Source organism: Ktedonobacter racemifer DSM 44963 (assembly GCF_000178855.1).
In the GTDB taxonomy this organism is placed as follows: domain Bacteria; phylum Chloroflexota; class Ktedonobacteria; order Ktedonobacterales; family Ktedonobacteraceae; genus Ktedonobacter; species Ktedonobacter racemifer.
Genome location: NZ_ADVG01000005.1, coordinates 1082492 through 1105492, shown reverse-complemented (window position 1 = coordinate 1105492; position 23001 = coordinate 1082492). Strand labels below are relative to the sequence as shown.

Below are 23001 nucleotides of genomic sequence, written 5' to 3'. Positions count from 1 at the left end.
ACGGCCTCAATGGATGCATCCGCTGTATTATGGGAACGATGGAGCGCTCAAGTCAAGGAGTTGTTTCCAAAGATCCATGGGCATCAAAAGAAAACGCTTGCCTTGTTTGTCATCGGCATCGTGTTCACAGGAAATGCTGTGCTGCAACGAGTGGCCGAAGGTATCAGTTTGCATGGTATCGATCCAGCGAAGATGACCAGCATCGAACGGAGGCTTGCCCGTTTTCTCGCCAATGATCGGGTCGTGGTCACGAACGTCTGGGACGATTTTTTATCGCAGGTATTGGTATTCTGGCGCGGGAAGTCGCTGCGGTTCGTGCTGGATTGCACGCCATTTCGCGACGATGCAACCATCGTCTATCTGGGGCTGCTCGTGCATTCACGGGTCTTGCCCGTCGCATGGGCAGTGATGCCAGCTCAAGAGAAATGGGAAGAGAAACAATGGAGCATTGTGGCACGGCTGCTGGATCGCACCATCCTGCATCTGACCGGGACGGATTGCACCTTGCTCGCGGATCGAGGCTTGGCAGGTTTCCCATTGGTCAAGCTCTGTCGCGATCGCAAGTGGCACTATCTGTTACGTGTCTCGAAAGAACATACCTGTCAGCGCAAGATGGGCGACGCTTGGAGTTCCTGGTCCCGTTTTGATGCATTTGTGCACAAAAGGGGACAGCAATGGTATGGATGGGCAAAAGTCTGGAAAGAGGACACGATCGAAACCTACGTGAGTGCCTGTTGGATGCCCGATTGCGAGGAAGGCTGGATCCTGATTTCCGACCTGAAAGCCGGCAAACGGCGTGTGAACGAGTATGCATTACGCATGCGTGTTGAGTCAACCTTTCAGGACAGCAAACGTCGCGGCTGGACATTGGAAGCCAGTTTGGTCAAGGAAGAAGCTCGCCTCAATCGTTTGCTGCTGGCGCTTTTTCTGGCGATGTGGTGGGTCAGTCATTTGGCTGCCTCGTGCATGCATCATGGCAAACGAGATCGTTTTGATCGTACTGATCGGCGTGACAAAGGCATCTTTCGTCTCGGACGCCTCTGGCTGTTGGATATTCTGCGTCGAACAAGCAACCCAGCTGACCTGGTTCACTGCCTCCCTTTCCGCAAACATGCTTCTGGATGGCGCTTTTCGCTACGTTTTTAAAATGTGTCAGGGAGAGAGGCCTCCACCCCTGCCCCAGATAAGGAACGCCCATTCATCCCCGTCTTAGAAAGAACGGGGCTTTCTGGGCCGTTCTCTGTAAATGCGTGTACTCTAAAAATGAACAATGTTCACTTGTGATAAGTTTAGCAAATGCGATATGCTACTGTCAAGGGTGCTGGGGGCACGGTTAGCCTGCACCCTTGTTTGCAGGAGGAAATCATGGAATCATCTGAGGTAGGTAAGTTGACCCAGAAAGCAGCTTTAACGCGGCAGCGTATTGTTGATACCGCGTTACATCTGTTTGCTACCAAAGGTTACGATCAGACGACCATGCGAGATATCGCGGCGGCGGCAAACTGCTCACTAGGGCTGGCATACCGGTACTTTGCCAGCAAAGAGGAGTTGGTCCTGGAGCTGTATCAGTGGCTGGCGACCCAATTGGAAGAACAGGTACGTTTGTTGCCTGCCGCATCTATCGCGGACCGTTTTCGCCACCTGATGCGCGAGTTGCTGGTGATAATGGCCCCACATCGCTTGACCCTGGTGGCGCTATCTGGGGCCGCTTTAAATCCGCTCTCACGCGCAGGTGTCTTTGGCGTAGAGGGGGCGGAGGTTCGTCGCCGGGCGAGAGCGAGCTATCTTATCCTGGTCTCTGAGGCGAGAGATGCCCCGCGCGCCTCACAGGCGGATGACCTGGCCACTCTGCTCTACGGGTTGCAACTGGCCCTAGTACTGTTCTGGTTACAGGATCTGAGTAAGGGGACTCAGCGAACACAAGAGCTTTTGAAGTTCGTCCATGAGTTGCTGGGGCGTCTCCGCCCGCTCTTACGGCTCCCCTGGGCGGCTCAAGTTGTTGCCCGGTTTGTTCAAATTGTCGGGCCATTACTTGGATGGGAAGAGGATCTTGCATTGTCGCAGGGGGGCCAGTATACTTTTCCAGGTGAATATGGCGAATAATCAAACAGGAATAGAAGTCTTAACTATGACAAATGTTTTTCAAGAAGGCTTGCAGAGGTTGGGGTTGAGTGGAGAGCTGGAGGCGGCGTTTTTGCGCTACCGCCAGGAGTTACTGGAGTGGAATACACGCTTCAATCTAACGGCCATTAAGGATCCGGAAGAGGTAATGACCAAACACTTCCTGGACTCGCTCTCGCTGTTAGCTATCTACCCTCAGGATGAGGCCACTACGCTGCTCGATATTGGCACGGGACCGGGCTTTCCCGGTTTGCCGCTGAAGATGGCGCGCCCACGCTGGCGGGTGACCCTGGTTGAGGCCACCAATAAGAAGGTCACCTTTCTGCGCCATATGGTTGACGTGTTGGAGCTGGAGCATGTCGAGGTCATTCATGGACGTGCCGAGGAGCTTGGGCAGAAGGCAGCCTATCGCTCGGCGTTTGACCTGGTGACGGCACGCGCTGTGGCGGCGCTTCCGGCCTTGCTAGAGTATTGTGCGCCCTATTGCCGGGTGGGGGGAGCCATTATTTTGCCGAAGAAGGGCGAGCTGCAGGATGAGATGGCGCAGGGGAAGCGCGCTGCGGCCCAGGTAGGAGCAGTCCTGGAGGCGGATACGGTAGTAGATCTCCCTGGTATCAATGATGGGCGTCGTTTGCTCACCTGGCGCCAGCAGAAGCGCTGTCCTGAACAGTATCCACGCAGTGGTGCCGCCATGGCTAAGCGCCCACTGGGTTAGGTCGTGACACCGTGCTTTCAGTTGTAATATTGCAGAGTGTCATGATACCATCATTTTAATTATCTTGAGAGGGCGGGCGCATCTCCACTGGGCAGAATCTCGATCTCGCTAATGGTTGGAACTTTGCTCGGTGGGATAGTAATTGTGCTGATAGCGAGCACCGTGTCGCTTTGTAAGGTAACACGCTTGAAGGTTTGCCACATTGTGAAGTCATAGCCAATCTCCAGGCAACTGGCCAGGAGGATGGGCAGGCCCAGCGCGAGGAGCGGACCAACCATGAGCGCGCTCGCGGCGAGGGGACTGAGCGCCACGGCTGTGCTCCGGGCCACGGTCGCGAAGCTGGCGGTGGATGTGCGCTCCTCGGGCGTGACCAGGGCGGCGGTAAACGCCTGGCGGGCTGGCACATCGATTTTTGAGAGCGACTGGCGTAGGAGCAGGCAGAGCGCGGCCAGGAAGTAGGTCGGCATACAGGCGACCAGGAGCAGAAAGACATTCGAAATGAAATGGGGCACGAGCATGGTCTTCAGCAGGCCGTGGCGTTTTGTCAGGTAGGGAGCGAAGATAAGTGAGAGGGCCGCGAACATGTTGACGCCAAAGAAGAGCATTCCAAGGGAGCCGAGTGAGGCACCGAAATGCTGGCGAAACCACAGTGAGAGCATGGTCTGCACTGCAAGTCCACCGGCGAAAGAATCGAAGGCAAACAGGGTCAGGAGCAGGATTACAACTTTGCGTACACGTGGTTTATAGAGAAGTTGGGTATGTTCGCCCTGTTTATCCAATTTCTGCGTATATTTCTGCTCAAGCGCTAGCTCGGCTTTGGGCGAGAGACGCAGGAAGAGCAGGGCTGTACAGCCAGCCAGCAGCCCATAGAGCGCGAACAGGCCATGTGTACTCATGTGTTCGCTAATGCCCAGAGGCGAGAGGACGCTGCTGATACCCACAAGCAATCCTCCCAGCGCACCGGCTAGCTGAGCCGTCAGGTTATAGTAGGTATACAGGGAGGTATAGCGTTTTGTAGAGGCCGACTGGGCCAGAATCGCTTGTTCAACGCCACTGAAGGGCGTATTATCATTGGTTGAAGGCGAGATAGTGCCACAGAAGGAGGCAATCAGTAGGAGAGGGTAATACTGGGTTGCGGCAAATACCATACCGGTGAGCATCATCAGTAAGGCTGAGAGAATGAGCAGCCGCTTGCGACCAAGACGATCGGCGTAGAGCCCCATCATGCAACTAAAGGCGATTGAGCCAAGGGCCGCGACAGTGAGCAAGATGCCAACGTTTAGCGGTGAAAGACCAGCATCCGTCAGAGACACACCCAACAGAACACTGGTAAAGCCGTAGCCAAAGGTGCGTAACGCGCGTGCCCAGATGACCAGGCGCGTATCCGTAATGGGTAACAGGCGAAATAGGTGATTTCTCGTTTTTTGCATATAAAATACCTCTTTGTGATCTTATATGCAGTTTAATTGGAGCGAGAAGTATGATATTTCTATCATTGATTTTTGCGGACATAGACGAAATCGTGTGCAAAATAGAGTTGCTCCCCTTTTTCGTTTGCACTTAAATTCGTGTACGTGACAAGCCAGCTCATATAGAGTATTGTGCGCCCTATTGCCAGGTGGGGGGAGCCATTATTTTGCCACGTGGTTGGGGGTTGGGCCTTGCTCCCTATGCGCCAGGAGCTGTGAGAGGGAGCAGGGCCAGATTGTTAGCGGGACGTGGATTCAAGCACATCTTGTAGCTGAATGGTTCTCCCTCGCTGTGGGCTAACCGAGACCATACTGACCGGCGTCTCCAGGAGTTCTTCCAGGCGCTTGAGATAGGCTTTGGCTTCGGCGGGCAGCTCTTCATAGGTATTGATATTGGTGGTGCTGGTCTGCCAGCCAGGGATCTCTTCGTAGATAGGTTCGCAGGCGGCCAGGTCGTTGAGCGTTGCAGGGGGGGTATGGATGATTTGCCCGCGCAAGTTATAGGCGGTGCAGATTTTGATGATGGGGAACGTATCCAGGACATCGAGCTTGGTAATAATGGCTGAGTCCAGGCTGTTGAGTTGTGCAACGTAGCGCCCGGCAACGGAGTCGAACCAGCCACAGCGCCGGGCGCGCCCTGAGCGTGTGCCATACTCATGGCCGCGTTCGCGCAGAATCTGGCCGATATCGTCAAAGAGACCGGTTGGGAGCGGCCCGCTGCCAATACGCGTGGTGTAGGCTTTGTAGATCCCGATGATGCGATCAATAGAGCGAGGTGGTAGCCCGGCGCCAACGGTGGCGTTTGCCGCCATGGTGGAGGAGAAGGAGACGAAGGGGTAGGTGCCAAAGTCAACATCGAGGAGCGCTCCCTGTGCGCCCTCCAGCAGAATAATCTTTTGCGCTTCTAGCGCCTCCTGGAGCATCTGTTGCGTGTCGGCTATGTGGGCATAGAGGCGCTGCCCATAGGCAAAATATTCTCCATGAATCTCTTCCAGTGAGAGGGGAGGCTGACCGTAGATCTGAGTGATCATGCGGTTCTTCTGCTGGAGAATAGTCGCAAGCTTGGCGCGGAAGGCGTCGACATCCAGCAGGTCGGCCATGCGGATACCATTGCGAGCATGTTTGTCGACGTAGGCGGGTCCCATGCCACGATAGGTGTTGTCAACGACCTCGCTGCCGCGAGCCTCTTCCTCCAGGCGATCAAGCACAAAATGATAGGGCATAACCAGGTGGGCACGCTCGCTAATGTAGAGGCGAGAAATATCTATGCCCTGGCTTTGTAGGGTCTCCATTTCCTGGATTAAGGCCTTGGGATCGACGACCACGCCATTGCCAATGATACAGGTCGCGTTGGGGTAGAGAATGCCGGAAGGCACAATCTGGAAGGAAAACTCGCCTTTCTCATGAACCACGCGGTGACCTGCATTGGTTCCTCCCTGGTAACGCACGACAAAATCGGCCTTCATCGAAAGTTCATCAATGATCTTGCCTTTGCCTTCGTCTCCCCATTGTGCTCCAATAATTGCAACTGCCACCATAGTGATGTTTCCTCTTTGCTTTCTTTGAGTCTCTCGCAAACAAAAACTGGTATGCGCAACGCTTGCCCGTGTTACCTTACATTACGCTCCAGTAACTGTCAATACTCATCAGGGTTGTCCCTGAATATAGCTGAGCAAGAGTTGGTCAGTAAGCTCCTCAATCGGTGCGCGGTCGTCGGTGAAGACGACCCCATTACCTGGCTGCCCTTTTTGGACGACGGGCAGGACTTCATTGGCGACCTGTCCTAGCGTGGTAGATGGATCGACTTGAGAGAGCTGCGCTCGAAACGTCTCCATTGAGGTGGGTTGCATCGTTGCCATGACGACCGTGTTGAATGTATTTGGTACATTGAACACATACACGCTTGGGTATACCGTGCTCATAGTAGCTACAATAGATTGTACCAGACGATAGTCGGTCTGTGTATGTCCTGTGTTCAATGTGACGACTCCCTGGGGAGAGAGATGGCTGCGTACCTGGCTGAAGAACTCTTTAGTGGTAAGCTGAAAGGGAATATAGGGCTGCTGAAAGGCGTCGACGACGACTTCATCATAGGTCTCGTGCGTGGTGGCGATATAGGGCCGCCCATCCTGTACATGCACATGCAGATTGGGCTCATTCATGTCGAAATATTTACGCCCCACGTCTACGATCGCGGGATCAATCTCAACGCCATCGATGGGGACCGGGCCATATACCTGGGTAAACTGGTGCGCGATGGTCCCGCCTGCCAGGCCAATAATGCCCACACGATGCAATTTATCAGGCGTAAAGCCTTTATTGAAGTAGGGAGCAGCGAGAAAGTAATCCCAGTACCAGCCGGTCAGAACGTGCGTCTTATCGGGGTAATAGACCGAGTGAATGGCCTGTCCCTCATTGAGAATGAGCTGGCGTGTGCCATCTGGTTGCTGAACAACCTGGATATAGTTGTAAAGTGATTCCTGATGGTAGATCAGATTAGGAATTTGCTTCAAGGGTCCCAACTGCATCAGAAGCGTCCCGATCAGGGTGGCTTGTATGATTACCGCCAGGGGGCGCCAGAGGGGTCGGGGCTGCATCTGCCAGAGGCCCCAGAGCGAGGCGGCAAAGAGCAGCGCGGCAAAGATCAGGAAGGTGCGGCGCACACCAAAGGTAGGAATAAGCCAGAGCACAGGCAAGAAGGAACCCAGGATGCTGCCGCAGGTCGAGATGGCATAGAGCGAGCCGCTGATGCGCCCGCTACGTTTGACATCACTGGTGACCAGGCGGATAGCAAGCGGTGAGACGAGGCCCAGCAGGGTCACAGGAATGGCGAAGAGCAGGACGGTTCCCAGGAGCGAGCCGAGGAAGGCGCTGACGGAGATATGCTCAATGGCATCAACCGACCATGAGAGCACACTTTGACTGATAAAGGGAATCAAGGCCGTGGCGACCGCGGCGCTGCCGGTAATCAGGCAGAGTACGCGCTCAGAGGGATAGCGGTCAGCCACGCGCCCACCCAGGAAATACCCGGTGGTGAGATAGATCAAGATCAGCCCGATCAGGACCGCCCAGATATAGAGCGAACTGCCAAAATACGCGCCCAGGAGACGCGATGCGCACATCTCCAGCCCCAGGCTGGTCATGCCGCTGATAAAGATTAGGATGATAAAAAAGGACCTTTTCAAACTGCTGCTACCTTTTCCTTCTATGCTGCTTACTTCTTCTCCGAAAACCCTGAGCGCGAAGCGCTAGACACGCAAGTGGCGCTTGCCCCTCCGAATGGGGGGTTGGGTTTCGGAATAAGATCTTACTATGCCGCAGGTGGATTAGCGAACTGAAATGTACTGAGCATAGGAGCGAAGGCCTGGCCATTGAGGGCATCAAACAGGTCGTCCTGTGCTTGCTGTTCAATAATATAATTTTTGCCATTGTGATTGGTGGAGTAGATAACCACACGTTCGCGCGCGGCTGGATTCTGATCTGATTGATAATAGGCTATCGCCTGGACCCAGGTCTCACCGCCAATGGTAGTCGCGCTAATGCTCGACGGTGGCGTATAGCCGGGTTTGGCACCAAAATTGGTCTGGAGATCGGCGCCAGCCATGTCACTAGCGGAAGACGCTGTCGCCTGGGCTGACTTATAAGACGTGAACTGATCTGGTGCCCCAGGATTGGTGAACTGTATGCCCGCTGCATTGGCGGCGGGAGTGACAGACCAGCCCGCAGGATACTGGGTCGCGAAGCTAAAGGCTTTACACTGCGCGTCGCACCAGGCAAAGCCCGGGTTGGGAGGCGGTGTGACCGTTACCGCAGGTGTGGGACTGGGCATCGGGCTGGGTGCAGGAGACGGCGTGGGTGCGGGCGTGGGTGCCTTGGTCACCGTCGCTGTTACCTGTGCGCCTGGACCTGGATGCGAGCCCTGATTGGCAAAAACGGCTATAAGCCCAACAATGCAGACAAGTACCAGTCCCGCGCAAGCCAGGGCGATAAACAGCGGGGTATTGCTGTTGCCTGTGCGTGGGGGCAGTGCTGGTGTTGGATTGAACTGCGTCTGATTCGCATAGTAACCGCCACTACGCGGCTCTGAATAGCCTCCGGGACTGCTCGCCCCTCCTAAATGAGTGGAGTTTTGCTGGCGAAACTGAGACGGGTGAGAGCCAGGAGGGGGCTGAGTAGGATTTGGGGCTACTGGCTGCCCACCTAAGAACATTGGTGTGTGGGGAACGGGCTGTTGGTACTCCTGCCCCGGAAGCGCTGACATGGCCTCCGTGGCATCGCGATAGAAGCCCGTCTGCTGTTGCTGTCCTGACGATGGTAGCGCCCCGGTTCCAGGGGGATATGGAATGCCGGATTCAGAGACTGAATTCGGTGTTGATGGGTAGTGGTGTGGGCCGTAGACCGGACTGCGAGAGTAATCCCGAACGCAATGGTTGGGATGGGTTTGATTCAAATGGCAGTTGTGTGTGGTAGGTATCATGGTTTGCATTTGAGGGATTGGAATTTGTCAATCTTGTCGCGCTGGACCTCACTGCCGCCCCGCACTGTCCACAATAGACCTCCTCCTGGCTTACCTCATTGCCACACCTGGAACATCTCATGGTGATATCCTCGCTCCTGGAATTCTCTGAATTTGGACCGGGTATTCTTGGCGCTCATTATAGCGTATTTGCTTTCATCTGTACAATGGCATTGCTGCTAGCCACAAAAACTGTGCTGGATATGCTAGACTATAGAGCAGTCCCCGATTCTTTCTGTAAGGCTCTTTTTATGATCTTATTTCTGTTTGCTATCTAAATACAGCTTACTTGCAAGGTTTATGATGAAGGGCGCGAAGGCTGTATGATGTTATTTATGTGTTGATGAGGGAAAGATGCAATGCACACCCCATGGGGAAAAGCCCAGACAAAACAGCAGCTTGATGAGGGCGTATACTGGGTTACAACGGCGATACATGCTGGTCTCCTGATAGAGAAGGAGCGTGCGCAAGCGTTGCTCAGTACCAGGGCATGTCGTATTGGGATGCCCTGGAATGACTTTCTCGCTTTCGAGCAAGAGCATGCCATGATGGTGGTGTTTTATGAGCAGCCCCAGCTCTATCCCTGGATTGAAGAAGAGCTCAGCGCAAAGCTGGCTGAAGACGCCTTACGCCTGCGTTATCCAGACTATTTTGTAGGCGAGAAGGCCATAAAGAAGCGCTATCTGAATGAAGACGCCTCCCATTGAATGGTATTTTTGAAGGCGGCGAACGAGGCCTGGGCGTGCGCGTAGCATTCTTCTGAGGTGAGCATGGCGTTCCCAACGTGTATGCGAGGGTTGGGGACTGCCAACGGCCTTGTTTTGGCGCAGTCATGATCTAGTGCTTGCACAGCATAGCCGCTTTTAAGCGCCCAGTCGAGATAGAAAATACAGTTGGTCATGGCTTGTAACGCGCTTTGAAAGTTGGTTGGACAGAGACGGTACTGGCAACTATCATTGAGGTTGTAAATGATGAGATCTAGTTCCTGATACAAGGACATACGAATGTCCTCAAGCATGCCTTTCTCGGTCTTGATATAGTCAAGCACATTCCAGCGGGTCTGGAATGCGAGCCAGTAGACCATCAATTGCATAGCGTGAAACTCATTTGGTTGCACTTTGGCTGCATATTTCTCGTCTCGCTCCTGCTTTTCAGCCAGGCCCGCAAAGAGGCCTGGTAGCGGCTCGTCTTTTCGCTTGCGCACTCCCAGCCCCTTCTTAAACTCAATGATGGCGGGTCTCTGACTTACAGATCCACCCTGTTCCAGGCGTAGCATGCGTACCTGGTCGAACTCGCCGACCAGCCCTACATGGCCTCCCCAATCTGTATGGCCCTCGAAGGTATGCCTGGTTGAGAGCAGTTTTAGCTGGAAGCGTTCCGATGTTGCCAGAACGGTGGCGCCAGTGATCGCGAGTTCGCGTTGATAGAGTAAAAGGGGATGGATGATAAGGGTATAGAAGCGCCCTTCATGCGCGCAAAGCTCTGCATAAAACATGGCCAGACGGAGCTTGCCCGCTGCCTGTAGCGCGCTGAGTGCCTCGGTATGGAGAAAATCAACGAGTTCGGAGGGGTGGGTGAGGAGGGAGGCCTGTTGTTCTTCAGAGAGTGTGCCTTTGGGGTCATGGAGCAGGTTGATGAGTGTATGGAGAAGGGTACCAACCAGGCGGGGATCAGGTTCGCCCCCTGAAAAAAGGCCTTGCTGGCGGACCATGGTAAACTGCTTGGGTTCTTTTGGCCGCCGTTTACGCCGTTGTTCGAGGGAGCAGCAAGGGCACTCAAGGTAAGAGGCCAGGGTTGAGTAGCTGACGGGATTAAGAACGAAGGGATTGCGGATATGTTGGATCTTAAACAAATCCGCATAATTGAGACTTACATATTGTGGAATAGGCTGCGTTGCAGCCTGAGAAGCCGTGAGAATGCTTAGTGTATTGGTAGTGTGCTTCATGCCTCGCCCAGTAGAATCTAGAGGGACGATACCAGGATACACTACAATTTATTTCTCTTCTATATTCTATACATTTATTTATTAAGTTTGTCAACCATCTCAAATAGATAGTGCAAGGAAAATTGTTAGCTTGTATGATATGAAATCGTGAAATTCTATAGATATTGCGCTGTAAAGGATTTTTCTAAGGTGGTTGTGGCGCCTGCACACTTTATGGGGTATGGGAGGGAGTGGGGTAAGGTCTGTGGCTTTGCCCCATTCCCTCCCATACTAGCGAACACATACGTGTTGCTACGCCTTTTCTTCAGGGGTATCAATCGTTGAGGTAAGCTCGACAATGGCTTCCTCATCAGCGGCTTTCAGGTTCAGTGGTTCCTGTTGATCGACTTCGACCAGGAGCAGGGCATCATATCCACCATGCTGCTGAAGCACCTGGACATGGGTTATCTTGACAACGATATAGCTAGGATTGCCAGGAGCTTCTTTGCCAAGCAGTTCGTTGCCACGACTGGCTACCTCTGTGATGGAAGGAACCTGTTTTAGGCCTACTAATCGAGCCTCCATAGGCAAGCATCATCTGCTACCTTCAGACACCACGGCAGCCTGCTTCAAGCCCACGTCCACCCCGACCACAAGGGAAGGAGTGGGAGAGCGCTGTTGCTTGATCTCAACCTGGATGGAAACGTACCAGTGGCCCGCTTCACAGGAGACAGTGGCTCCCAGAAGCTTGACGGACTCACAGAGCACTTGCTTGCGCTTGTTCCGCTTGTTCGTGGGAACGGTCGCTTTCCCCTCCTCGACAAAGCGCAGCTTTTCTGCCAGGTTGACTGTCCCGAGTGTGCGTTTGAGCTTGCCTCGATCCTTTGTGGTCTGCCGCTGGTCGAGGATGAACCGCCCTAAGCCAGGAATGGCAATCCAATGGCTTCCCAAGGTGAATTTATCATTGGAGAGATAAAACGCTTCGTGGGACTTCCCTTTCTTCTTGTACTTGGGGTAATTGGCTCGCCCCGCAAAGAAGTTGTCGTAGGCGCTTTTGAGGTCAGCGAAGGCTCCTTCTACGACACATTTGGTCACCTGGTAGGTCCAGGGATAGTCTTGTTCCCGAATCTGGTGGAACTGTTTTTTGAGCGCGAACGCATTGGGAGGCGTGAGCACACGCTGCTCTTCGGGGGCTGTTTCTTGTTCCAGCTTGTACGCCTGATACTGCTTTTCCCACTGTTGCCGCCCCCAGTTGTAGATAAAGCGCCTTGTTCCACAGGCTCGTTTGAGATACTCCACCTGTTCAGGGGTGGGATTCATCCGGATCTTGTGCGCGGTTTTCATCCTTGAGCGTTTTCTCTAAGGCTTTGCGGTAATTCCTGAGGCCGTACAATCGTGAACTAAAACCGTGGACAATACTCATCAAGTCCTGCACTACCTCTTGTTCGGGAGAGAGCGTTTCGGTGTTCATCACGACCAATTCCGTGTGGTGGGTCTCGCACAGATGCTTGATCAGAGCAAAGCCAAAGCGAGCCAGCCGATCCTGATGGGCGATGAGCAGGCACGAAACCTCTCCCACGACAATGGCGTCTATGAGCCTGAGAAACCGTTTGCGCTCAAAATTGAGGCCGCCCCCGATTTCCATGATCCACTCATCCACCACCAGGTGCTTGGAGACTGCGTAGCTCTCTAAGGTGGCCCGTTGTTTCTGTAAGTCCGGTCTTTGAGCAGGGCTCGACACCCGGCAATAGGCCACCGTTCGGCGTATGGCTGGCCGTTGAGGAAGGTTGAGCGCCGTAGCCAGATCGGCCTCATCATAGTAGCGACGCCCAGAAAGGGTTCGTTTCGCTTTGAGACGGCCTTCCCGATCCCAGCGCTGCAAGGTTTTCACGCTGACACCCACCTGCTTGGCAAACTGTGCGACTGAGTACATGTAATGATTTTAATTCACTTTCGTTCACTTTGTCAATACCTAGTACAGATCTCCTTTTTGCTTTTCATTTTATATATGGTACGGGAGACAGCTTAAGAATGAATACTTCAAAGGCAACGCCGCACGCCATAAGGCCTCCCAGGTATTGTATACTGGAAAAACGTTTGCCTGTCATCGATGCAGGCATCTGTGTCATGCCCACATAGTATTTTGTTAGAGGGAGATCTTTACATGATCGTTGATATGCCTCTCGCGGAACTTGAGCAGTACCGTCCCGCACTCACCGCCTCAGCCGATTTTGACGCCTTCTGGCAGGCGACGCTGGCCGAAAGTGATGCCCGGCCCCTGGATGCCCAGTTTGAAGTTCAGCCCTACGTCGTCGACCGGGTAACGGTCTATGATGTGCGTTACAACGCGTATGATGAGCGGACGCGTGTCGCGGGATGGTACATTGTGCCGAACGAAGGCTATCGCCTGGAGAAAGATGGCAAAATCCCGACGATTGTGCAGTATCATGGGTATTCTGGCGGCCGGGGACATATCGCGTCATATCTGCACTGGGCCTTACAGGGCTACGCGGTATTGACGGTCGATACGCGTGGCCAGGACGGCCAGACGCCCGATAACTATCCTTACAGCGGCGGCGGCTTCGTTGGTTTTATGACCAGGGGCCTCAATGATCCGCGTGAGTACTACTACCGGCATGCATATGTCGATTGTGTGCGTGCTATTGATGTTGTGCGTTCGCTCCCCGAGACTGGTGACATTATCATAACTGGTGGAAGCCAGGGGGGCGGCCTGACCCTGGCGGTGGCGGCGCTGGCACAGAACAAGGGGATTGTCGCAGCTATGCCCGATGTGCCTTTCCTCTGCCACTTCCAGCGCTCTATCGAGGTGTTTGGTGCGGGTCCCTATCACGAACTTGTGGACCTCTGGAAGCGGCGCCCCCACACGGTCGAAGCAAGTTATCAAACATTGAGTTATTTCGATGGAATGAACTTTGCGCCGCGTATTACCTGCCCAGTCTTACTCTCCATCGCCCTGCTGGATACGATCTGCCCCCCCTCAAGCGGGTTCGCGGTCTATAACCATCTTGGCGGCGAGAAAGAACTCAAGGTTTATCCGTTTAATGGCCATGAGGGTGGGAGCGTCATTCACGATGAAGAGAAATATCGCTTTGCGCGCAAGATGTTCCAGCTCGCATAAGCATATTTTGTTATTGGAAAACGATCTCCAGGCGTTGCAGGCCCTCGCGCTCATAGTGAAAATAGCCTAGCAGCTTCTCGTTTGCCAACTCCTGAGCCTGGTTGAAGGGTCCGCAGACAATCAGCCAGGCCCAGGGAATGCCCTGTTCAGCGTTGACGCGGCGCATGTTGTCGCTATCCGTACTGCTGGCCTGGGCATAGCCTGTTGGGTGACTGTGGTAGACTCCAATGAGTTGTCCCGGGTGGCTCATCTCTACTGTTAAGAGTTCCTGAGGGTCAAACTCGAAGTAGACAGGCGAATTCGCGGTATTGGCCAGTGGATGCGCGTGTTCTATACACCAGTTGCCCTCCTCATCCATGATCCCCAGGAGGGCACCACAGGCTTCAATATGCGCGCGCTGATGCACATCTTTCTGTATCTCCTCCCGAGCCTCCTGGCTGAGGATGATATGCGTATGGGAAGAACGTTGCTGCTTTTTCATAACGGTGTTGATTCTACTACTTTTCTAATAGCAAATGCCACACAGCGAGCGTATATCCGTTTGATGAAAGCTTTGTCCTTTAAAAGGCAATAGCACAGATACTATACCATATCGACCAAGCGTTGATTGCCGCCTTGCGGGACTCGATGCTACAATGTTCGCACACGACCCCCAAATCCTTCTTATGCGAAAACCAACTCCCATTCGGGGGCACGGCGCCACTGTCGTGGCTAGCGCTCCGCGCTCAGGTTTTCGAAAGGACGTAATGGGAAAGAGAGGATAGAAAATATTTATGCCGCTTACTGAGAAAAAGCTTAGGGCTGCGATTAAGCGTATGGCTCAAGCGATGGAGGGACCGCGCCGTCAACTCCAACCCATTCTACATGCCCCGGCTACTGGCCCAATGACGCCGCCTCCCCTTCCAGATGATGTGGCGTGGCAACCTTTAGAACTTGGCCAGGTGTGGGGACGCAAACATGCGACAACCTGGCTACAGACCTCCATGCAGGCTCCTGACTCATGGCAGGGCCAGGCCCTCGTGCTGCAGTTGCATTGGCCCCAGTCTGAGGATGATTCTCTGTTATTGCGTCTCGAAGCGACTGTCTTTCTTGATGGTCAGGCCATTGGCGCCTTTGACTGGCGCCACCGGCAATTGCTGCTACCTGAGCTGGTGGGTGATGGGCAAGAGCACCAGCTCACGATCCAGGTCTATACCTATATTCCACTGCTTTTTGAGGGCTTGACGTTGCATGCGCGCAACGAAACAGTATGGCAACTCTATCATACGATGCACACAGTCTTTGAAGCAGCGCTGTCGCTTGACGAAAATGACCTTGTACACCACACCTTGATTGAGCGTTTAAATAAGGCCCATACTCTGCTCGATCTACGCGAAGGATACGCGAGTGCGCGCTTCATTCAATCGGCCAGAGAGGCCCTGGCGCTTCTCCAGGATCAGCTTGCGGACGGTTTGAATGCGGGGACACGCCCCCATATGATTGTCACGGGGCACGCGCACCTGGACCTGGCCTGGCAGTGGCCGTATTGGCGCTCGCACCAGAAGATTTCCCATACGCTCGCCAACGTGCTGAGCTTGATGGAGCGCTATCCCGATTACTATTATGCCCATAGCCAGCCCCAGGCGCTGCAATGGGTCAAAGAAGACCTGCCTGAGCTCTATGAGCGGGTGAAGCAGCGTATTGCTGAGGGGCGGATCGAACTGGTTGGCGCCATGTGGGTTGAGGCTGACTGTAACCTGACCTCGGGTGAATCGCTGGTACGCCAGGTGCTGCACGGCACGCGCTTTATGGAAGAAGAATATGGCTATGCGCCACGCTATATCTGGCTACCGGATGTCTTTGGCTATAGTGCGGCCATGCCACAGATCATGCGCGGCTGTGATATCCCGGTCTTTATGACCACGAAGATCAGCTGGAACCAGTTTAACCGTATGCCATGCGATACCTTCCGCTGGCGTGGCATCGATGGGACAGAGGTGCTCACGCACTTTGTGACCGCGCCCGATGTCTCAACGGTCAGCACCTACTATACCTATAATGGTCCCTTCCGCGCCTCGGATATCTGGGGGACCTGGAAGAATTATCGCCAGCAGCAGATCAATGACGAACTGCTCTACCTCTGTGGTTGGGGTGATGGTGGTGGTGGCCCCGAAGAGCATCAGCTTGAGCGCTCGCTTGTACTTCGTGACTTGCCAGGCTTCCCCACGGTGGAGATGGGACGCGTGGATCGCTACTTCGATGATCTCTATGAGCGCGTCTGGGAGCATCCCGAATTGCCAAACTGGGTGGGCGAGCTCTACCTGGAGTATCATCGGGGAACCTATACCTCGCAGGCACGCACCAAACAGGGCAATCGCCGGGCCGAGTTCTATCTGCGCGAGGTCGAACTGCTCAATGCCTGGGCCAGCCTCTATGGCATGCAAACGCGCCAGGAGCGCGTGAATGAGGCCTGGAAGTTGGTGCTACTGAATCAGTTCCATGATGTCCTGCCCGGCTCGTCGATTGCCGAGGTCTATGAGGACGCCCTGCGCCTCTATCAGCAGGCGCACGCGATTGCCTCTGAGGTACGCGACGAGGCTATTGCCCACCTGGCCAGTTCCCTGGGCTGGAGTTTAGCCCAACCAGGTTTACTGAATACACTTCCCTGGGAGCGCACTGATCCCGTCCAGGTTGCGCTGGCTGCTGTCGACGCGGAGACGCTGCCAGAGGGACAGCAGGTGGAGGACTGGGATGGCCAGAAGCATCTCTTACTCGATACGGTTAAGGTCCCTTCAATGGGCTTTGCCACGCTTGAAGCCGCTGAAACTGGTGCATCGGAGAGCGCCTGTCGGGCTTCCGTGGATGCCAATGGACAGATTACCCTCCAGAACGCCTACTATGAGCTGAACTTGACGGCAAACGGCGAGATTGAACGCCTCTATGATAAACTGGCTGAGCGCGATGTGCTGGCGCCAGGGCAAACGGGCAATCAGTTGATTGCTTTTGAAGATCGTCCCTTAAACTTTGATGCCTGGGATATCGATATCTTCTATGAAGAGAAGCCTTATCCTCTGTCGGAGGCGGCGAGCGTACGTGTGATCGAGGAGGGTCCCATCCGGGCGACGGTTGAGGTGGTGCGTCCCTTCATGGCCTCGCGTGTCACCCAGCGGATCTCTCTCTGGCGTCACTCGGCGCGTATCGATTTCGTGACAGAGATTGATTGGCATGAGCATCAGACAGTCCTGAAAGCCGCCTTCCCCGTGGCGATTAACAGTGCCCAGGCAACGTATGAGATCCAGTTTGGGCATATTCAGCGACCGACGCATCGCAATACCTCGTGGGATATGGCGCGTTTTGAGGTCTGCGCCCATCGCTGGATTGATCTCAGCGAGAGTGGCTATGGCGTGAGCCTGCTGAACGATAGCAAGTATGGCCATGATGTGCATGATAATGTCATGCGCCTGACGCTCTTGAAATCTGGTGTCAGTCCAGATCCAGAGGCTGACCAGGGGTTGCATCGCTTCACCTATAGCCTCTTACCGCACCAGGGAGATTGGCGCGAAGCAGGTGTGGAGCGTCGTGCGTATGAGCTAAATGTTCCGGTGCTGCTGGCGCAGGGGACGGCCCAGCCCACTGCTGCCAATGCACCTTCGTCCGCTTCATTCTTGCAGACCGACTGCCCACATATTATTGTGGAGACGGTCAAACCTGCCGAGGATGGCGATGGTCTCATTGTGCGTCTTTATGAAGCGCACAACCGGCGCGGAAAGGCCACTTTGCGCTTTGCCTCTTCCATCGTCTCCGCGCAGGAGTGTAACCTGCTGGAGAAGCCACAGGGCGAGGCACAGTATGAAGGCAAGACGCTCTCCTTCGCCGTGCGCCCCTTCGAGATTAAAACCTTCCGCGTCCACCTGGCCTGATTTCTCGCGCCTGCGGCGCTCGCCTTGAGAGTGATGTGATGGACCGGAGCGGCCAGTGGCCGCTCCGGTCCATCACATCACTCTCAAGGGTGTATTGGGCGATGAATGGGTCCATGCTGGCATGAACCTCTATTTCAGGAATTGTTCTGCGGCGTATGTGTGCAGGTCCGCGATTGTAGAGACTGTGATGGTTGGTGTAAAGCCCTTGGGTGGGTTGGCGTGTGCATACTTGCCTTGCTGGACGAAGACGGTTGTCAGGCGCTGGCCTAGAATGGCCTTCGTTTCATGCAGGATCTGAGGCTTGTCATCGATCATCACAAAGTGGTCCGCCGGGTAGCGCGCAATGATTTCGTCGAGGTGCCTCTGTTTATGCCCATAGATGAGGACGCGCCCCTCGACGGCCTGGGCCAGCCCGCTCTGGTGGATCTTATTATCTTGAAACACCTGGTCGCCATCGGAGACGATGACCGTTGTTCCCAGGGAGCCCAGATGGGCCAGCGTCTCCAACGTATGAGGATAGAGCTGCTCGTCAAAGGGATAGTCGTCAAATATGGCGTGGGCGCGTTTGTAGGTTTCGTCGTTCATCTCTGTAAGAGGTGTCTCTTCACGCAGGCGCTCCAGTGTAAGCGGGATATCAACGACGCTTTTCTCCTCGCGCACCTCTTCATAGACTTCCCAGAAACGTGTGTTGAGCTTCTCGCCGAGAAGATTTTGTAGCTGATCAAAAAGATCTTGTTTGACCCTGTCATTATCAATGAGGGTATTATCGACATCTATCCAGAATGTAAGTGTAGACATGGGAATCTCTTTCGTTTCTTATAGTTGTTATGGTATTAAGCTAGTCATTCGCCTTTCTCTGATGTATTCTACTACGAAAATGTAATAATGTGGTGTGTAGATGACAGCTTTTGGCGCGCGAAATGGTTTTCATAAGAGCTGGTTGCTGCTATGATAAGCTAAGCATAGGAATCCGCACGAGGTTTGGAAGCATGAAGGTCATCTTTCGCAGTAAAGATTTTGCTAGCATTGATGGTGCTGGCCTGGGTTTTAACCATCGCCGTCCAATGACCGCGCCCTGGCACTACCAGGGGCGGGTGCAGCATAGGAACTGGCAGGGGGCCTATGAATGTCATTGGGAGGAGAGCCAGAAACCGGCGTTGTCCTCTCAAGAGCTTCTCTGGACGGTGCGCGGCGATGCACGCCTCTTCGGGCTGGCGGCTGCCTTGAAATCAAAGGGTCTTGTTGTAGATGTAGAGCAGGATGAGTAACGTCTATGAGCAATGTACGTAGTATGTATGCAAGAGAAGAGGCCTCAAAGCGCGTTCTCTTGCTTATGTCGCCCTCAACCTATCGCGCCGGTGCGTTTTTGAGCGCTGCGCAACAGTTACAACTGGAGGTGGTTGTAGGGATCGATCTTCCTGAATCGCTGGCGGACTACTGGCATGTGCCGCTGGGGATTGATTTCTCCGATACTCCAACATCGGTGCGTACCATTACGGACTATGCGCGGGAGCATCCTATCACCGCCATACTCTCAGTGGATGATAGCGCCAGCGAGCTGGCCGCTCAAGCCTGTGCCGCCCTGGGGCTTCCTCATAACTCGCCCGGTGCGGCAGAAGCCGCGCGCGATAAGCTCTTGATGCGACGCCTGATGTCGGAGGGGGGCGCGCCCTGCCCGGTGTTCCGCGATTTTAGTTTGCAGGAAGCACCAGAAGAGATCGCGCAACGCGTGAGTTATCCCTGCGTGTTGAAGCCACGTCGCCTCTCCGGTAGCCGTGGGGTGATACGCGCCAATAATCCAGCGGAGTTCCTCCAGGCCTTCTATCGCCTGAAGCGAATCGTCCTGAGCGAGGGATATGCAGAGGAAGAGACGACTTTCCTGGTGGAGGACTTTATTCCAGGGGTCGAGGTCGCGCTTGAAGGTATCCTGACTCATGGGGCACTCAAAGTCCTGACACTCTTTGATAAGCCAGATCCCCTGGACGGCCCTTTCTTCGAGGAGACGATCTATACCACGCCTTCGCGTCTCTCTCAAGAGGTACAGCAAGCCATCGCGGCGTGCGTCTCGACGGCTGCGTCTGCGTTGGGGTTGCGCCATGGGCCGGTGCATGCCGAGCTTCGCGTCAATGAGTCCGGACCCTGGATGCTCGAAATTGCTGGCCGCTCGATAGGGGGCCTCTGTTCTACCATCCTTGAGTTTGGTTCAGGCATGTGCCTTGAAGAGCTGATTTTGCGGCATGCCATCGGCGAAGAAATTCAAACGCTTGAACGTGACACGCACGCGACTGGCGTGATGATGATTCCTATTCCCTCCGCAGGCATACTCAAAGGGGTGACAGGCGTGGAAGAGGCGGCGGCTGTTCCCTTGATTACAGGCGTCGAGATCACGGCGAAGGTGCATCATCCCCTGGTGCCATTGCCAGAGGGGGCCAGTTACTTGGGTTTTATCTTCGCGCGTGGTGAAACTCCAGTCCAGGTGGAGGAGGCGCTGCGGCAGGCGCATCGCTGTCTCCACTTTGAGATCCGCCGAGAGATACCAGTGCTCAGTATGCGCTAGGACACAAGTGGGGTGAGGTAGGCAGGAGCGATGCTGCTAACGCCAGCATCGCTCCTGCCTACCTCACCCCACTTTTTTTGCGAAAAGATACCACTTATTGCTGACTTTATGATACTATAAGCCCAAGCAAAATTTTTACTGATTGGTTATTGTGTGTCCAGCCACCGTGCCTTTTTTCCTAGATTTGTGATATATCTGGCTGCCTTTGCGATATATTTCTAGTGGGAAGAATGTTTTACGGAAGATTGTTGTATTTCCTGCGTTAAAGGGATATTTTTGTACGATTTTTGTAGTATCGACCGCATTGCTATAAGTATAACCTACGCTTGTTGCGCGCTTATCTCTGGTAAGCATACACACTTCTTTGACTTTCTCGCGTGTTTCTCTATGTATAGAAGTCCTTTATAAAGCAGGTTGTAACTACTCAGTTCCTCTCTTTGCGAGGTGTTCTCAGCGTCTGAGACGCTGAGCAGGGGTTAGAGGGTGCGGTGCGAGCCACGGAGTGGCGAGAAGTCCGGAGTAGATACAGCAGATCAATGCAAAAAAAGATGTGTAGAATTCGCCAATCGACCTAAAGATACCATCTTTCAGGAGTGTGTTGGACTTTCTTGTGGATCTATGCGATACTCAGCGTTAAGCATGTCGGTTGTTATTGGAGGTTTCCATGTCCTCGTCGGTATTTAATATACAAGGACGTCAATGTCCACGCTGCGGCGCGGCATCGCCTATGAATGAGGGGCGTTGTCGAAATTGCGGATTGCTCTTTGAATCGGGACCTGCGATGGGAAATCAAGGGAACAGTGGGTCGCCATTTGGCAGTAATTTTCCTCCTTCAATGCCTGGACTCAACCAGGGAGGTGGCCCGGGTTGGAATCAACCGACAAATGCACCCGATTCAGCGCCAGATAATCGTTCTCAGTGGGGGCAATTTGCGGCTCCTCAATGGGGACAATCAGCCCCGGCGCAGGAACCAGCGAATGCAAATGCGCCATGGGGAGCACCTGCTAACGCTGCGCCCGGTTCAGGCACACAATGGAACCAGGCGCAGCCCCAAACAGGTTCTGGACAATGGAACCAGGCGCAGCCCCAAACAGGTTCTGGACAATGGAACCAGGCGCAGCCCCAAACAGGTTCTGGACAATGGAACCAGGCGCAGCCCCAAACAGGTTCTGGACAATGGAACCAGGCGCAGCCCCAAACAGGTTCTGGACAATGGAACCAGCCCCAGACACCAATGGGTTCTGGGCAGTGGGGGCAGCCCCAGGGGGCCACTGATTCAGCGACACAGTGGAATCAGCCTCAAACGTCAATGGGCTCAGGGCAGTGGAACCAGCCCCAGACACCAATGGGTTCTGGGCAGTGGAACCAGCCCCAGGCGCCTAACGGTTCGGGTATGCAGTGGGGACAGAATGGCATGGAGAGCGGTTCTCCTTTCGCTGGCAATCAAGGCAATGAGCGGACTACCGGGAATTCGATCCCATTCTCGCCTGCCCCTGATCCCTTTGCCCTCTCGGAGCAGCAGAAACGTCCTCGCTGGGGCATGATTATTGGCGCAGTTGTGCTGGTATTGGTAGTGATTATCGCAGGTGTTGGTGGCTCGCTCATTTTCTCTCATGGAAACAATACTGATGCGAACAAGAGTACCGCGACAGTCAATACGCTCAAGCCATTATCCACCCCGACCGGTAAGCCATTGTTTGCCGATACGTTCGCAAATAACAACAATGGCTGGCACCTGGAAAAGGATGCGAAAGGCGCGTTCGCGGCGTCTCTGAGCAACGGCGCGCTTACCCTGAAAGACAACGATAATAAGCTCTTCACCGAGACACTACCCGATAGTAAGTCATATGGTGACTTCCAGTTGTTTGTGAATGCGACGCTTAGCAAAGGCGACCCGAATCCACAGTCAGGTGGTGGTGGCTATGGTGTGGTTATTCGCGCCGCTGCGGCGCAAAATGGCTCATTGGCGACCTTCTATCGCCTTGAATTGTATGGCGATGGCACCTATACCATTTTCAAGGGCATGTCTGATCCAGCTAAGACGACAGTGCTTGAGGCTCAAACGCTCGTGCCTAATGCCGCGAGCCCGGCTATTCAACCAATGGGTAAGACTAATCAAATTGTGGTGAAGGCCAAAGGGTCCACGATGACTTTCATTGTGAATGGACAGACCATTAAAACGATCTCTGATAACAGCTACTTAAGTGGTTCTGTTGCGTTCTTTGTCTCGAACCTGCCCAAAACAAAACCAGGGGCTGAGGCACAATTTACGAATCTAGCAATCTTTCCTCCTCAATAGGAGGCGAGACGCGGAGTGAACTACCGCTGAGCTAAAGACGCAGCGGCTTCTTCGGAAGTCACTGAAGATTTGGTTCAGTAGCTTCCTCGGAAGTCTGAGTTCACCAGACTCAGCCCCAGAAATGGGCGCTACGTTCGATAGGTCATGACACCTGCGGTTGACGCATCAGACCGCTGCTCTGTCGCTGAGAGTTAAGTAGGCTTGAGGAAAGGGCTGGTGCTCTCGGTGTAAAAAGCCTTTTGAACCTTGTCGAGATGAAGCCGGATTCCCTTCGTGGTCATAGCGAAGGGATACGCACCACCTGCCTTCGGGCAGAGTTTTTTGAGTCAATGGATCGTCTCTTGCTCAAAAGAACAAGAGGC

Annotated in this window: 19 protein-coding genes and 2 pseudogenes; 9 read left to right on the top strand and 12 right to left on the bottom strand. The window is 54.1% G+C overall.

The annotated features are described in order from the left end of the window. Positions 1 to 9 precede the first annotated feature (9 nt). The 3 genes from KRAC_RS58860 (at position 10) to rsmG (ending at position 2836) form a co-directional block, all read left to right on the top strand. Positions 10 to 1146 (top strand): transposase, encoded by a 1137-nt coding sequence (locus tag KRAC_RS58860; protein ID WP_007909372.1) that lies wholly within the window; start codon positions 10 to 12, stop codon positions 1144 to 1146. Positions 1147 to 1365: 219 nt separating this feature from the next. After that, a complete protein-coding gene (locus KRAC_RS58855; protein WP_007923279.1) occupies positions 1366 to 2103 on the top strand; it encodes a TetR/AcrR family transcriptional regulator in 738 nt (245 codons plus the stop codon). A gap of 25 nt (positions 2104 to 2128) precedes the next feature. After that, positions 2129 to 2836 (top strand): 16S rRNA (guanine(527)-N(7))-methyltransferase RsmG, encoded by a 708-nt coding sequence (gene rsmG / locus KRAC_RS58850; RefSeq protein WP_040448618.1) that lies wholly within the window; start codon positions 2129 to 2131, stop codon positions 2834 to 2836. Positions 2837 to 2895: 59 nt separating this feature from the next. On the opposite strand, the gene KRAC_RS58845 is transcribed toward rsmG, so the two are convergent. The 5 genes and pseudogenes from KRAC_RS58845 to KRAC_RS80690 form a co-directional block, all read right to left on the bottom strand. Further along, positions 2896 to 4266 (bottom strand): MFS transporter, encoded by a 1371-nt coding sequence (locus KRAC_RS58845; protein ID WP_007923276.1) that lies wholly within the window; start codon positions 4264 to 4266, stop codon positions 2896 to 2898. 278 nt (positions 4267 to 4544) lie between these two features. Further along, entirely contained in the window at positions 4545 to 5843 is a 1299-nt protein-coding gene (locus KRAC_RS58840) for an adenylosuccinate synthase (protein WP_007923275.1), read from the bottom strand. Positions 5844 to 5951: 108 nt separating this feature from the next. After that, positions 5952 to 7490 (bottom strand): spermidine synthase, encoded by a 1539-nt coding sequence (locus KRAC_RS58835; protein WP_007923273.1) that lies wholly within the window; start codon positions 7488 to 7490, stop codon positions 5952 to 5954. A gap of 125 nt (positions 7491 to 7615) precedes the next feature. After that, positions 7616 to 8782: a hypothetical protein gene (locus KRAC_RS58830; protein WP_244422652.1), complete on the bottom strand. Its 1167-nt coding sequence runs from the start codon at positions 8780 to 8782 to the stop codon at positions 7616 to 7618. A gap of 55 nt (positions 8783 to 8837) precedes the next feature. Further along, a pseudogene (locus tag KRAC_RS80690) lies at positions 8838 to 8903 on the bottom strand (zinc-ribbon domain-containing protein); the annotation flags it as partial. A gap of 277 nt (positions 8904 to 9180) precedes the next feature. On the opposite strand from KRAC_RS80690, the gene KRAC_RS64810 reads away from it, so the two are divergent. After that, the gene (locus KRAC_RS64810) at positions 9181 to 9528 is read left to right on the top strand and encodes a DUF7007 domain-containing protein (RefSeq protein ID WP_007923265.1); all 348 of its coding nucleotides are present in this window, start codon (positions 9181 to 9183) and stop codon (positions 9526 to 9528) included. On the opposite strand, the gene KRAC_RS58815 is transcribed toward KRAC_RS64810, so the two are convergent. The 4 genes and pseudogenes from KRAC_RS58815 to KRAC_RS58800 form a co-directional block, all read right to left on the bottom strand. Next, positions 9501 to 10766 carry a PD-(D/E)XK nuclease family protein gene (locus KRAC_RS58815; RefSeq protein ID WP_007923262.1) on the bottom strand — a complete coding sequence of 422 codons (1266 nt, stop codon included), beginning with the start codon at positions 10764 to 10766 and terminating at the stop codon, positions 9501 to 9503. The two genes, KRAC_RS64810 and KRAC_RS58815, sit on opposite strands and share 28 nt — an antisense overlap. A 291-nt stretch (positions 10767 to 11057) precedes the next feature. Beyond that, positions 11058 to 11330 (bottom strand): hypothetical protein, encoded by a 273-nt coding sequence (locus KRAC_RS58810; RefSeq protein ID WP_007923260.1) that lies wholly within the window; start codon positions 11328 to 11330, stop codon positions 11058 to 11060. A gap of 12 nt (positions 11331 to 11342) precedes the next feature. Further along, positions 11343 to 12089, bottom strand: a pseudogene (locus tag KRAC_RS58805) (RNA-guided endonuclease InsQ/TnpB family protein); the annotation flags it as partial. Then, the gene (locus KRAC_RS58800; RefSeq protein WP_007923251.1) at positions 12049 to 12678 is read right to left on the bottom strand and encodes an IS607 family transposase; all 630 of its coding nucleotides are present in this window, start codon (positions 12676 to 12678) and stop codon (positions 12049 to 12051) included. The pseudogene KRAC_RS58805 and the gene KRAC_RS58800, both read right to left, overlap by 41 nt. 231 nt (positions 12679 to 12909) lie before the next feature. Here KRAC_RS58800 and KRAC_RS58795 point away from each other — a divergent pair, with 231 nt between their 5' ends. Further along, positions 12910 to 13884 (top strand): acetylxylan esterase, encoded by a 975-nt coding sequence (locus KRAC_RS58795; protein ID WP_007923250.1) that lies wholly within the window; start codon positions 12910 to 12912, stop codon positions 13882 to 13884. Positions 13885 to 13894: 10 nt separating this feature from the next. Here the strand turns inward: KRAC_RS58795 and KRAC_RS64805 are convergent, their stop codons facing one another. Next, complete coding sequence (locus tag KRAC_RS64805) at positions 13895 to 14365, bottom strand: M67 family metallopeptidase (RefSeq protein ID WP_007923249.1); 471 nt, start codon at positions 14363 to 14365, stop codon at positions 13895 to 13897. Positions 14366 to 14657: 292 nt separating this feature from the next. On the opposite strand from KRAC_RS64805, the gene KRAC_RS58785 reads away from it, so the two are divergent. After that, on the top strand, positions 14658 to 17783 hold the full coding sequence (locus tag KRAC_RS58785) for an alpha-mannosidase (protein WP_007923248.1): 3126 nt from the start codon (positions 14658 to 14660) through the stop codon (positions 17781 to 17783). Positions 17784 to 17912: 129 nt separating this feature from the next. Here the strand turns inward: KRAC_RS58785 and KRAC_RS58780 are convergent, their stop codons facing one another. Beyond that, the gene (locus KRAC_RS58780) at positions 17913 to 18581 is read right to left on the bottom strand and encodes an HAD family hydrolase (RefSeq protein ID WP_007923247.1); all 669 of its coding nucleotides are present in this window, start codon (positions 18579 to 18581) and stop codon (positions 17913 to 17915) included. Positions 18582 to 18772: 191 nt separating this feature from the next. Between KRAC_RS58780 and KRAC_RS58775 the strand changes: the two genes are divergently transcribed. After that, positions 18773 to 19051 (top strand): hypothetical protein, encoded by a 279-nt coding sequence (locus KRAC_RS58775; RefSeq protein WP_007923246.1) that lies wholly within the window; start codon positions 18773 to 18775, stop codon positions 19049 to 19051. A 5-nt stretch (positions 19052 to 19056) separates the two neighbouring features. Further along, positions 19057 to 20340 (top strand): ATP-grasp domain-containing protein, encoded by a 1284-nt coding sequence (locus KRAC_RS58770; protein ID WP_007923245.1) that lies wholly within the window; start codon positions 19057 to 19059, stop codon positions 20338 to 20340. 135 nt (positions 20341 to 20475) lie between these two features. On the opposite strand, the gene KRAC_RS58765 is transcribed toward KRAC_RS58770, so the two are convergent. Next, positions 20476 to 20694: a hypothetical protein gene (locus tag KRAC_RS58765; RefSeq protein ID WP_007923243.1), complete on the bottom strand. Its 219-nt coding sequence runs from the start codon at positions 20692 to 20694 to the stop codon at positions 20476 to 20478. A 310-nt stretch (positions 20695 to 21004) separates the two neighbouring features. Here KRAC_RS58765 and KRAC_RS64795 point away from each other — a divergent pair, with 310 nt between their 5' ends. Then, positions 21005 to 22639 carry a hypothetical protein gene (locus tag KRAC_RS64795; protein WP_007923241.1) on the top strand — a complete coding sequence of 545 codons (1635 nt, stop codon included), beginning with the start codon at positions 21005 to 21007 and terminating at the stop codon, positions 22637 to 22639. The last annotated feature ends 362 nt before the right edge of the window (positions 22640 to 23001 follow it).